Annotated in this window: 8 protein-coding genes; 4 read left to right on the top strand and 4 right to left on the bottom strand. The window is 60.6% G+C overall.

Annotation, left to right across the window (positions count from 1 at the left end):
* Positions 1-80: 80 nt before the first annotated feature.
* Positions 81-1,142 carry a lysozyme family protein gene (locus tag MOP44_RS24165; RefSeq protein ID WP_260792974.1) on the bottom strand — a complete coding sequence of 354 codons (1,062 nt, stop codon included), beginning with the start codon at positions 1,140-1,142 and terminating at the stop codon, positions 81-83.
* Positions 1,143-1,407: 265 nt separating this feature from the next.
* On the opposite strand from MOP44_RS24165, the gene dnaE reads away from it, so the two are divergent.
* The 3 genes from dnaE (at position 1,408) to asnB (ending at position 7,638) form a co-directional block, all read left to right on the top strand.
* Positions 1,408-4,944: a DNA polymerase III subunit alpha gene (gene dnaE, locus MOP44_RS24160; protein WP_260792973.1), complete on the top strand. Its 3,537-nt coding sequence runs from the start codon at positions 1,408-1,410 to the stop codon at positions 4,942-4,944.
* Positions 4,945-4,974: 30 nt separating this feature from the next.
* Entirely contained in the window at positions 4,975-5,538 is a 564-nt protein-coding gene (locus tag MOP44_RS24155) for an RNA 2'-phosphotransferase (protein WP_260792972.1), read from the top strand.
* 114 nt (positions 5,539-5,652) lie between these two features.
* The gene (gene asnB, locus MOP44_RS24150) at positions 5,653-7,638 is read left to right on the top strand and encodes an asparagine synthase (glutamine-hydrolyzing) (RefSeq protein WP_260792971.1); all 1,986 of its coding nucleotides are present in this window, start codon (positions 5,653-5,655) and stop codon (positions 7,636-7,638) included.
* Positions 7,639-7,685: 47 nt separating this feature from the next.
* Here the strand turns inward: asnB and MOP44_RS24145 are convergent, their stop codons facing one another.
* Positions 7,686-8,477 (bottom strand): alpha/beta hydrolase, encoded by a 792-nt coding sequence (locus tag MOP44_RS24145; protein WP_260792970.1) that lies wholly within the window; start codon positions 8,475-8,477, stop codon positions 7,686-7,688.
* 406 nt (positions 8,478-8,883) lie between these two features.
* On the opposite strand from MOP44_RS24145, the gene MOP44_RS24140 reads away from it, so the two are divergent.
* The gene (locus MOP44_RS24140; protein ID WP_260792969.1) at positions 8,884-9,885 is read left to right on the top strand and encodes a helix-turn-helix domain-containing protein; all 1,002 of its coding nucleotides are present in this window, start codon (positions 8,884-8,886) and stop codon (positions 9,883-9,885) included.
* On the opposite strand, the gene MOP44_RS24135 is transcribed toward MOP44_RS24140, so the two are convergent.
* A complete protein-coding gene (locus tag MOP44_RS24135; protein ID WP_260792968.1) occupies positions 9,825-12,497 on the bottom strand; it encodes an ABC transporter permease in 2,673 nt (890 codons plus the stop codon). The two genes, MOP44_RS24140 and MOP44_RS24135, sit on opposite strands and share 61 nt — an antisense overlap.
* Positions 12,494-12,835, bottom strand: coding sequence for a PadR family transcriptional regulator (locus MOP44_RS24130; RefSeq protein WP_260792967.1), 342 nt, complete (start codon positions 12,833-12,835; stop codon positions 12,494-12,496). Before MOP44_RS24130 ends, MOP44_RS24135 begins: the two co-directional genes overlap by 4 nt.
* Positions 12,836-12,914: the final 79 nt, after the last annotated feature.

Below are 12,914 nucleotides of genomic sequence, written 5' to 3'. Positions count from 1 at the left end.
AGCCGTGCCGATTGCTGCGACTGAATAGGCGGGCGGGGCTTTAGCCCCTGAGGGAAAGGTCCTCTCCGCGCATCAGCCGCTTAATCTTTCCTCGTCCGCGCAGCCCGTTTCCGCGCCGTCGCTCCATGACGCTTCGAAGAATACGATGCTTTCCGCAGCGTAGACCTATGCGCATGCCGCGAGCGCGCCGGCAGCACCCTACCCACCGAGTGCTCCGCTCCCGCCGGATTCACCACATAATTCGGATCGAGCATCGCAATCACGTTCCGTGCACGGTCGCGATACAGCCGCGCCCACTGGCTCTGCACCAGGCTGAGCTGCACCTCATGCCAGTACTTCGCATCGGCGCGCGCCGCCGCGGTACCGTCCGCACCCACGCTGTCGCGATTGATCAGCCCAAGAAACGTCGAGAACTGTTCGAGATTCACGCCCATCTGGTAAACCAGTTGCGTCATCGCCATCTGCTGGCTGGCGCTCAGGCGGTCGAAGTTCCGGCAGTAGGCCTTCGCGTTATACGCGGCTTGAATAATGCCGATCCGCAGCAGCGCATTCGCGTCGGCCTCCGTAATCTGCGGCTCAAGCGACCATATCTGCTTCCGGAAGCCCTTCTTGTTCCACGCGTCCAGCCGGTCGTGAAACTGCGCGAGGATCGTGTCTAGCCGTGCCGGCTCAAGCCCGGCCGCCTGCCACAGATCCGCCGAAGACGGCTCCAGGAAAGGATGCGGATTGAGACCATCGTGCTGGAGATGGATCCGCTCCGGCAAATCAAGACTGAACCCCGCGCCGATCAGCGGCTGCGCCGTCTTGGGATCGGGATAAGCGGCCAGCACCCAGCCCTCATGCCGCTTGTCCCGCAGAAGGTCCATGAGGTCATCGACATCAAACTTCACGTCCGAGGGCTGGAAGGCGGTGAGAATCTTGACCGCGTCAGGAAGCGCTGCCGCTTCCTCGCTCGCCCGAACAATTGCGCCGGGAATCGTAGTAGGCGCCGGAACGTCGGACTGCCCGGGCAGCGCTGGAGCCACCTGCATCGGCGCCTGAGCGGGCGCGGCAGGCGCCGGAAGTGCCGGCTGCACGGTCTGCCCCCCAGCCGCCAGTGAAGCCAGAAACACGAATGCCAAAACAGTGAAAGAGCTCTTCATTTCCCCCGAAAACCCCGCAGATCACGACCCAGTAGCATCAACATGCCTCAAAATCGGCAGATTTGGCAATGACCTAATAGCATCATCGAATGCAAGTGGTCATCAGAGAATCCCAAATCGCGGCCCGCCCACCCTGACGCCTCATCGCTGTCACAAACCCAAGCCCGACCTAAAAGGAACGGATTCAGCACATTCCGTACCTGCTTTTCCTCAACCGATCCCGCCATCCCTCCGAACCGCACCGGAACTAAAATCGAACTAGACCATGGCCGAATTTACCCACCTCCATCTGCACACCGAGTACTCCCTCCTCGACGGCGCCTGCGACGTCAAAAAGCTAGTCGACCGCGTCTCCAAGCTCGGCCAGAAGTCCGTCGCCATGACCGACCACGGCAACATCTATGGCGCCGTACACTTCTTCAACGCCGCGAAAGAGAAGGGAATCAAGCCCATCCTTGGCTGCGAGCTCTACGTGTGCAAGAACGAGGACCACCGCGCTCCTGCCCAGGGCGACGACTACAACCACCTCCTCGTCCTCGCGGAAAACGAAGAGGGCTACCGCAACCTCATCCGCATCACGTCTGAGGCCTCCCTCTACGGCTTCTATCGCAAGCCGCGCATCAGCAAGCAATATCTCGCCGCGCACTCTGAGGGCCTCATCGCCACCTCCGGCTGCCTCTCGGGCGAGCTCTGCGAGTACCTCCACAACGAGCACGGCAAATGGGACGCCGCCACCGGCTACGCCAAGGCCAAAGCCACAGCCCTTCAGTACCAGGACATCTTCGGCAAGGGCAACTTCTATCTGGAAATTCAGGACCAGGGCCTCGAAGCCGAGCGCAAGATCCAGAACGATCTCTTCCGCCTCGAAAAAGAACTCGACATCCCCATGCTGGTCACCAACGACTCGCACTACCTCTGCGGCGAAGACTCTCACGCCCACGATGTGATGCTCTGCGTCCAGACCGGCGCTAAGATCCACGACAACGACCGGTTCAAGTTCGACTCTGACCAGTTCTTCGTCAAATCCGGCGACGAAATGGCGCGCCTCTTCCCCGACAATCCCAGCCTCCTCTCCCGCACCATGGAGATCGCCGAGCGCTGCAACTTCAAGCTGCACCCCGTCGACAATCCCTTCCCGCAGATGGATGTTCCCGAAGGCCACACTGTCGACAGCTACTTCGAGCTCATATGCCGCGAGGGATTCAAGAAGCGCCGCGACACCGCCATCGGCCACCTCCAGGCCACCGGCCAGTTGCGCAAGTCCCTCGCCGAGTACGAGGCACGCCTCAATTACGAAATCGGCATTATCCACCAGATGAAGTACTCAGGCTACTTCCTCATCGTCTGGGACTTCATCAAATATGCGCGCGACCACGGCATCCCCGTTGGCCCCGGCCGCGGATCGGGCGCAGGTTCGCTCGTCGCCTATTGCATGGAGATCACCAACATCGATCCCATGCAGAACGTCCTCCTCTTCGAGCGCTTCCTCAACCCTGAGCGCGTGTCCATGCCTGATATCGACGTCGACTTCTGCATGAACCGCCGCGGCGAAGTCATCAACTACGTGGTGGGCAAATACGGCCGCGAGCAGGTCAGCCAGATCATCACCTTCAACACCATGGCCGCCAAGGGCTCCATCAAAGACTGCGGCCGCGCCCTCGACATGCCCTATGGCGACGTCGATCGCATCGCCAAGCTCATTCCCGCCACCGTCGGCATGACCATCGACAAGGCGCTCGAAGAAGTGCCCGACCTCGCCAAAATTTACGAGACCGAGCAACCCGTCCGCGAGCTCATCGACACTGCCAAAAAACTCGAAGGCCTCGTCCGCGGCCAGGGCGTGCACGCCTCCGCTGTCGTCATCGCTCCGCGCGCGCTCACTGAACTCGTCCCCGTTGCAAGAACGAAAAACGACGAAATCGTCACCGCCTACGACATGGTGGCCGTCGAAAAAATGGGCCTGCTCAAGATGGACTTTCTTGGGCTCGCCACCCTCACCGTCATCGAGGACTGCCTCACGCTCATCAAGCAGAACCGCGGCATCGACGTCGACATCGAAAAGATCCCGCTCGATGACGAAGAGACATTCAAGAAAGTCTTCCAGGCGGCCCTCACCTCGGGCGTATTCCAGTTTGAATCAAGCGGCATGCGCGACATGCTCCGCCGCTACAAGCCTGAAAAGCTCGAAGAGCTCACCGCTCTCACAGCGCTCTTCCGCCCCGGCCCCATCCAGGGCGGCATGATGGAAGACTTCATCGAGCGCAAGTGGGGCCGTCGCAAAGTCGAGTACATGCTACCCGAGCTGGAAACCCTGCTCAAGGAGACCCTCGGCGTCATTGTCTACCAGGAACAGGTCATGCAGATCGCCAACGTCCTCGCCAGCTACTCGCTCGGCGAAGCCGACCTGCTCCGCCGCGCCATGGGCAAAAAGAAGCCCGAAGAAATGGCCAAGCAGCGCGATCGCTTCATCTCCGGTGCAGTCGCCAACGGCCACCCCAAAGACATCTCCGCCGAGCTCTTCGACCAGATGGAGAAGTTCGCGGGCTACGGCTTCAACAAGTCGCACTCCGCCGCCTACGGTCTCGTCTCCTATCAGACCGCCTATCTCAAAACGCACTACCCCACCGAATTCATGGCCGGCCTGCTAACCTCGGAAGTCTCCAAGCCCGAGAACGTCGTCAAATACATCGCTGAGTGCAAGGAGATGGGCATCGCCGTCGAGCCGCCTGACGTGCAAATCTCCGGCGCGCAATTCACGCCCCACGGCGACGCCATCCGCTTCGGTCTCGCCGGAATCAAGAACGTCGGCGGCAACGCCATCGAATCCATCATGAAGGCCCGCGAAGAAGTGGGTGGCCGCTTCGAAAGCCTCTGGCAATTCTGCGAGAAGGTCGACCTGCGCGTAATGAACAAGCGCGTCATCGAGTCGCTCATCAAAGCCGGTGCCCTCGACTCGCTCGGCAAGCGCGCCGCCTTGTACGGCGCAGTCGACAAAGCAATGGAGCGCGCGCAGAAAGCCCAGCGCGATCGCGAGCAAGGCCAGCACGGTCTCTTCGGCCTCTTTGACGACACACCCGCGCACGGCCAGAAGAACGGCGACGACCTGCCCAAGGTCCCCGACTGGGAAGAGGGCGAGCGCCTCGCCAACGAGAAAGAAGTCCTCGGCTTCTTCGTCTCCGGCCATCCGCTCGACAAGTACGCCGAAAAACTCCGCAACCTTCCCGGCATCATCTCGGTAGCTGAAGCCCTAGAGCGCAAGCCGCCCGAGCGTGTCTGGGGCAAGCAGAGCGATCCCACCGATGAAATCCAGGTTGCCGGCACACTCCTCGGCATGGCCCCGCGCAAAAGCAAGCGCGACGGCAAAATCTACGCCATGGGCCACCTTGAAGACGCCTCCGGCAAAATCGACGTCATCTGTTTCTCGCGCGACTACGAACGCCTCGGCGAGCAGCTCAAGACTGAAGCTCCCGTCGTCATCCGCGGCGTACTCATGGGTGAAGAAGACTCAGCGCCCAAGATCTCCATCAGTGGTGTGCAGCCTCTCGATGCCATGAAGGTCAAGCTCCCAGGCGGCATCCGCATCCGCATCAATCTCGATCGCGCCACCGAGGAAATCTTCGCCACCCTCAAGTCCGCAGCGGACGCCGCACCCGGCCCCGGCAAGGTAATGCTTCAACTCGAACAGAAAGGCCAGTTCGCCGTCATCCTCGAACCCGATCAGATGGCCGTCGCCGCCGACAAAGGCTGGATCGAGCGCGTAGAAGACCTCACCGGCCGCGGTACAGTTCAGATAGTCGGATAGCAGTGGACAAAATCATGGGAGAGCCACTTAGTGGCCATCAGTAAGACAGAGCAGGTTCGCGTCAGCAAGTTCCTCAGCCTCGTTCTGAGGCATCAGCCCGACGCGGCAGGTGTCACTCTCGATGAAGCAGGCTGGTGCGCCGTTGATGCGTTGCTACAAGGATGCACATCGCACTGCTATGAGATATCGCGCGACGACCTCGCGAGAGTTGTGGAGCAAAACGACAAGAAGCGCTTCCAGTTCTCAGAGGACGGTGCTCGCATTCGCGCCGTGCAGGGACACAGTCTTGACGTCGACCTCGACTACCAGGCGCAGACGCCTCCCGAAGTGCTTTACCACGGCACCGCGACCCGCTTCCTCGATTCCATCAAGCAACAGGGATTGCTCAAAATGTCCCGCCAGTTCGTTCACTTGTCTGCGACCCACGAGACCGCGCTGAAGGTGGGCGAGCGCCATGGCAAGCCCGTCGTTCTTGGAGTTCGTGCGGGCGAAATGCATCGCTCCGGTACGCCGTTTTACAGGGCTGCGAATGGAGTCTGGCTCGTCGACGCGGTGCCACCGGTGTACCTGCGATTCCCCGAGACAACCAGATAGGAATTCCCAAACGCACGAATTCTCTAGCCCCCCATCCCCTCTCAGTGGAATAATGGCCGACGGTTCTCCCCAGACTACATCTAGGCTTCTTCCCTGAACGAAGGACAAATACAGATGTGCGGAATCGTCGGAGTCTATTCGCGTCGCGAACCCGTTTCTCCCGCTGCGCTTGAGCGTGCCACCAACAGCCTTTATCACCGCGGACCTGACGGCCAGCGTCACTGGATCTCCCCTGATCGCCGGGTCGGCCTCGGCCACACGCGCCTCAGCATCATCGACCTCGCCACCGGTGACCAGCCCCTCTCCAGCGAAGACAACCGCACGCACGTCGTCGTCAACGGCGAGTTCTACGGCTACGAGAGCATCCGCCACGACCTCCAGCAGCGCGGCCACCATCTCGCCACCAAAGCCGACAGCGAAATCGCCCTCCACCTCTACGAAGAACTAGGCCCCCACTGCCTCGAGCATCTGCGCGGCGAGTCCGCCCTCGTCCTCTGGGATGAAAACCGCCGCCGCCTCTTCGCCGCCCGCGACCGCTTCGGCATCAAGCCGCTCTTCTACGCCTGGCACAACGACAAGCTCTACCTCGCATCCGAAGTCAAAGCCCTCTTCGCCGCCGGCGTTCCCGCGCGCTGGGATGAAGAAAGCGTCTTCCATTCCGTGGCCTTTGGCGGCCACCAGATGCGCACCCTCTACGACGGGGTCTTCCAGGTCCCGCCCGGCTACTACATGCTTGTCACCGACAAGCATGTCCAGCTCAACCAGTACTGGGACTTCAACTATCCCCGCCGCGACCAGGCCCTCGCCGCGCGCTCTGACGCCGACTACATCGCTGAATTCCGCCACGCCATTGATGAAGCTGTGCGCATCCGCCTCCGTGCGGACGTTCCCGTAGGCGTCTATCTCTCCGGCGGACTCGACTCCTGCTCGGTCCTCGGTCTCGCCGCCCGCCACCATCCCGACCCCATCAAGGCCTTCACCCTCACCTTTGAAGACGCAGCCTACGACGAGGGTCCCATTGCCCGCGAGATGGCCGCCCTTGCCGGCGCTGAGTTCCACGCCATCCCCATCAACCAGCGCAACCTCGCCGACAACTTCGCCGACGCCATCGCCCAGACTGAAACCGTCTGCATCAACGCCCATGGTGTCGCCAAATACCTGCTCAGCAAGGCCGTCCGCGATGCCGGATACAAGGTCGTCATAACCGGCGAGGGCTCCGACGAAATCCTCGGCGGCTACCCGCACTTCCGCCGTGACATGCTTCTCTACAACCGCGAAGGCCAGAGCGAAGCCGCCATCAACGAACTCCTGCGCTGGCTCGACGAGCACAACACCGTCAGCCGCGGCCTCCTTCTCCCCGACGGCGAAATCGGCGATCTCAGCGCGGTCAAGCGCGTCCTCGGCTACGTCCCCTCGTGGATCGAGACATTCTCCTCGCGCGCCGTCAAAGTCCGTCCGCTCTTCGCCCCCGACTTCCACCAGCGCTACGGCCACCGCGAAGGCGAATACAACATCCTCGATGACACCAACGTCCTCACGCAGCTTCGCGGCCGCGACCCCATCCACCAGTCGCTCTACCTGTGGTCTAAAACCGTCATGGCAGGCTACATCCTCACCATGCTCGGCGACCGCATGGAGATGGCCCACTCCATCGAAGGCCGCGTCCCATTCCTCGATCACAAGCTAGTCGACGTCATCGTTTCGCAGCCTGTACACATGAAGATCCGCGGCATGACAGAGAAGTTCGTCCTCCGCGAAGCGGTCCGCGACGTCATCACTGACACGGTCTACCGCCGCCAGAAGCACCCGTTCCTCAGCCCACCCGCGACGGTCCACCCTGACGGCACCTTCCAGACCTTCGTCCAGGACACGCTGCGCGGCGAAACCCTCCGCTCCATGCCCTTCTTCGATCAGAAGGCCATCGTGTCCCTTCTCGACCGCCTCCCCAGCATGGACGTAGGCGCCCGCACCGCCAACGACCAGATCCTCATGCACATCGTCAGCATGTGCGTCCTCCAGGACCGCCTCGGCGTCGCAACCAGCCCCGCCGCCGAAGCGCAAGCCGAAATCCCGCTGGAGGTCGGCGTCCCCGCAGACTGAGTACTAAGAACTTAGGGCCTGGCTGGATGCCAGGCCCTACACCCCGCTCACTTTCCTTGATCACCTGAAGCCGCACGAACAATGAATCTCGCCACTTCTTCAGGTTCCGCCAGCATAGGTACGTGGCAGGACGGAAGGGTTATGGTGACTGCTCCCATGCGCTGGGCCATTGTGCGCTCCAGATCTGGCGGGATGGCGCGATCGTCGGCGGCCACGATGTACCAGTCCGGTTTGCTTCTCCACGCCGGAGATCCAGCGAGAGACGTGTTCAATGCGGCATACGCCGCAGGTCCCTGGGTGGCAAAGAGGATCTCCCTCTCCTTCGGGGTAAGCTGCTGTGCGAAATCCTCTAAAACTCCCCTTTCGGTTAACTTGACGAAGCCCGAACTGTCGGGCCGAAGTTCATTCGCAATCGGAGGCGGAGGGCCCTCTTGCAGAAGAGACAAAGATGATTCATTCGTATCCGGCGCGAATGCAGCCACAAAAACAAGTCCCGCGACCTTCGGATCGTTCCCGGCCTCGGAGATCACCGCTCCGCCATAAGAATGGCCAACCAGAAGCACCGGTCCATCTGCGAGCGCGATAGCACGCTTCGTGATCGCTACGTCGTTGTCAAGAGTGGCCAGCGAGAGTTGTACTGCCGTAACCTGAAAACCTCGCTCTTGCAGAATCGGAATCACTTTGGCCCAGCTCGATCCGTCTGCCCATGCGCCATGCACAAGAATGATGTTCTTGATCGCAGGCACTTGTTTCTGCGCGGATGATTGCAGAGCGCTTGCGGCGAGAATAAGCGCCGTGAGAATGGCGCCACGTCTGAGGAACGCGATCATCGATTTCATAGAAGTCTCCTGGATTCATCGCTTCCCGGGGAATAGCGATCAACCCGTGCGATGGACAGAACCAGTGGCCTGTCGTGGTTTGTTCACGGAAAATGAATTGTTTCGAGTTCCGAAGGGGCAATCAACGCGGCCTTCGCGTGCTCGGACCCCGAAGTCCTGCTTTCGGCAGTGGGCCCAAACAATGCTGGCAGTCGTGCATTTGCCGAGCTGATTTCACTCCAGCATAATTTCGGATAAATGGAGCATCTAGGCGAAAACGATCAAAAGCTGCCCATTCCTGCCCAAATCCGGAACGCGGAAGCCAAATTCGGAGGTCGGATTCGAAATAATCTGGCTCTTTGAGAGCACGACCGTACTCTAACTAAGCAGAGCAGAGCCTGTTGGCTTGAGAAAGGGAGATCCCCGCATGGATATGGGCCACAAATTTCCGACGGTGTGGAACCAACTCGCCGACACGATGTATCTCAATCATCTGCCAACGGCTGAAGTCAGAATTTCAAACGTTGCGCCGTTCTCGTTTGCTCGGCTCAGAAGCGACCGCGGCCTCCCCGAGATTGCACGGCCGACCACAGGTGAGAGCGGCTATATAGTTCCGGTACAACTTGCAGCTATACCTTACATCGAGCAATTCTTTGGCAAACGGAAGGTTTCGAGTGGTTCTTATCCGACCGGCGGGGTAAGCGCAATCGATCTGCGCGATGAACCTGCAGTTCTCCTCCCCCATGCCTTCGACACGGTAATCGTGTATGTCACTCACGGCGCGTTGGCAGATATCGCCTATGAGCATCGTTCACCACCAGTCGAACAATTGCGTGGGACTCACGGGCATCCGGATCCGATTGTTTATCACCTGGCAAAGACCCTCAGTGCTTCGCTTGAGCACCCCCGTCACGCCTCAAAGATCTTCCTGGATCACGTGTTGCATGCCTTGAATTGTCATCTGGTCTCCTCCTATGGCGGCGTGAAAACATCTGCTGCGCAATTCAGAGGTGGGCTCTCAACGGCACTCATGCGGCGAGCGAAAGAATTGCTCGAAGCGAACCTCGACGGCAACATCCCCCTTCGGCATCTTGCGGAGGCATGTGGCTTATCGACGAGTCATTATACGCGGGCCTTCAAAGAAACATTTCGCAAACCACCGCATCGGTGGTTGATTGAACGCCGCATTGACCGGGCGAAGGATCTCATGACAAATAGTCACCTCCCCATCGCTGACATCGCCATTCAGTGTGGCTTTGCCGATCAGTCTGCACTCAATCGTTCCTTCAGACGAATTCACGGAATCAGTCCCGGCCAGTGGCGACGCGCGACGACTCGTGAAAGAGGCTCGGCGTCACCCCGGACTGACTACTCTGACCGTAGCGCTGCCAGCGGCTCAACCCGCACAGCACGGCGTGCGGGAAGATAGCATGCGATCGTCGCCACCAGCGTAACCAGCGCCGCTCCTCCCACGAAGATGACCGGATCCGTGCTGCTCACTCCATAAAGGAGGCTCGACATCAGCCGCGTCATCAGCAACGCGCAAACCAGCCCAGCCCCCACGCCGGCCAGCGTCAGCGTCGTCGCCTGCCGCACCAGCATGCGCAGAATCCCCTCGGGCGTCGCCCCAAACGTGAGCCGAACTCCAACCTCCTGCGTCCGCTGTCCTACGTGATACGAAGTCACGCCATAGATTCCCACTGCCGCCAGAACCAGCGCCACCAGCGCCAGAACGTCCAGGAGAATAAAAGCCATTCGCGGAGCCGAAGTCACATTCCCCATGATCTCCGCCATCGGCCTCTCTTCGAACACCGGCTGATTCCTATCCACCGACAGAATCGCATTCCGAATTCCCGGCAGAACAACGTCCTCCGGCTGTGCTGTTCGCACCACCATGCTCATCGTCTGGTTCGGACCCTGCATATACGGGAAGTAGATCGTGGCCTCTGAAGCCCCGCTCAGCGACGAGTCATGCACCGCGCCCACCACCCCCACCACCATCCGCGGAACACGTGAGCCGTACGGTAGCACCACATGCTTTCCTATCGGGTTCTCCGTCCCGAAATACTCCCGCGCCAGTGTCTGATCGATTACCACCACTCGCGGATGCTGTGCGTCATCTTCCTCCGTCAAACTCCGCCCCTGCAGCAAAGGAATCCGCATCGTCTCAAAATATCCGGGACTGATATCCCTATAATCTGCTGACGGCTTCACGTCCCCCATCGGCTTCTCCTCGATCACGAACGGCCCGCGATCCATATCGTCCTGGCTCAGCGGCACAATCTCCGTGAACGCGGCAGACTCCACGCCGGGCACCCCGCGAACCTGCTCTAGGAAATCATGGAACGCCGCGGCTCGCTTCGCTGGATCGCGATAAGCAGAACCCGCCGCGTCCGCTGACAACTTGATCCGCAGCGTCAAAAGCCTGTTCGCATCAAACCCGGGATTCACCGCCAGCAACCGCGAAAAGCTCTTGATCATCAGCGAAGCACCTACCACCAGCACCAGCGCCAGCGCTCCTTCGACCACCACCAGCACGGCGCGCGTTCCACGTCCGCGCACTGCCCCAATCGTTCCGCGCCCGCCGTTCTTTAGCGCATCCTGCGTATTGCCCGTAAACAGTCGCAGCGGCGCAATCAACCCAAACAGAATCCCCGTCGCCAGCGACACAACCAGCGCGAACACAACCTCGCTTCCCCCCAGATGCACTGCCGGCAATGTCACTTCATACGCGGCGTTCGGAACAGGAATCTGCGCTGGCCCATACCGCGCCCACAAGTGCATGCTGACCCACGCCAGTCCAAGCCCCAGCATCCCTCCGAGCATTGCAAGCAGGGAACTCTCCACCAGGAATTGCCTCACGATCTGCTTCCTCGTGGCTCCCAGCGAAATCCGCACAGCAATCTCCTGCCGTCTGCTCGTCCCGCGCGACAGCATCAGGTTCGCCACATTCGCGCACGCAAGGATCAGAATGAACGCCACCGCGCACTGCAGCACCAGCAGCGCCGGCCGAATGTACTCCATCCGTACCGACTCCAGCAGCACCATCACCGTGCCGAACCCCTTGCGCTCCGGCCGCTGCCGCACCACGCGCGCCATCGTCTGGTTCATCTCAGCCGATGCCTGGCTTACCGTAACCCCCGGCCGCAGTCTTCCCAAAACGCCTAGATCGGAATCGGCCCTCCGCACCCATCCATCGTCAAACGGAACCACCACATCCACCGGAAACATCTCATCGAAGGACGCCGGCAGCACTCCGATAATCGTGTAGTTCTCGCCGTTCAACGTCATGCTCTGCCCGCAAACGGCCGCATTGCCCTGATACTTCCTCTTCCAGTAGCGATAACTCAGCACCGCCAGCGTGTGCCGCGCACTCTTCTCCTCTGGCAGAAACGTCCTTCCCACCACCGGCACAATTCCGAAGAAATCTCCAAAGTTGGTGGTCACGCGCAGCCCGGCCAGCTGCTCCGGATCCCCATTTCCCGTCACCGTGCCCGTGCCGTGCTCGAACAGAAACAGATCCTCAAATGAGTGCAGCCCCTGCTCTTTCCAGTCCAGGTAATCCTGCCCGCTCGGCCCTACCCGGCTCAACCCCACTCCCGGATTGCTGTCCCACACCACCACCAGCCGATGCCCCGCGCGCACCGGCAACGGCCGCAGAAGAATGCCCCGCACCAGCGTGAACAGCGCCGTATTCGCGCCAATCCCCAGCGCCAGCGTAATCACTGCGGCCGCCGTAAACGACGGCGACTTCATCAGGACCCGCAGCCCAAACCGCACATCCCGCAAGAGCGCTTCCGCCCAGTGCCATCCCTGCGCCGAATGCGATTCTTCCCGGTAGTGCTCGAACCCGCCAAATTCCACCCGCGCCTGCCGCTCCGCTTCCACCCGCGACATCCCGCCGCGCTCCAGATCGTCCGCGCGATGCTGAATATGCGCGTGCAGCTCTTCGCCCAGTTCTCTCCTCATTGCCGAGCGGTGCCGAAGCGCCGACCAGCGTGCCCGCATTGCATCCCAGAGCGAGTTGTCGAAGACCCTCATATCTCCCCCGGTTGCGCCGCAAGCGCACTCGCAATGGCCGCCACCAGCCGATTCCAGCTTTCCGTTTCATCCTTCAGCCGTTTCCGTCCCGCCGCCGTCAGCTCGTAGAACTTGGCCCGCCGATTTGCCTCAGACACGCCCCACTCCGCCTTCAGCAGCCCCTGGCGAACCAGCCGAAACAGCCCCGGATACAGCGCCCCCTGCTCCACCATCAGGGCCTGTCCTGAAATCTGCGCAATGCGCAGCAAAATGCCATATCCATGCAATGGACCAAGCGACACTGCCCGCAAAATCAGCAGATCGAGAGTCCCCGGAAGAAGCTGCGCCTGATCACCCACGCCATCACCCCTAAATAACTTAGGACTGTACAGCGGACTCTCCTAAACTGTCAAGGGGAAGAAAATCAGATCCCTGAAA

The sequence above is a fragment of the Occallatibacter riparius genome, assembly GCF_025264625.1.
Taxonomy (GTDB): Bacteria; Acidobacteriota; Terriglobia; order Terriglobales; family Acidobacteriaceae; genus Telmatobacter; species Telmatobacter riparius.
Note: the sequence above shows the minus strand (reverse complement) of the source record. Positions and strands in the feature narration are given on the sequence as shown.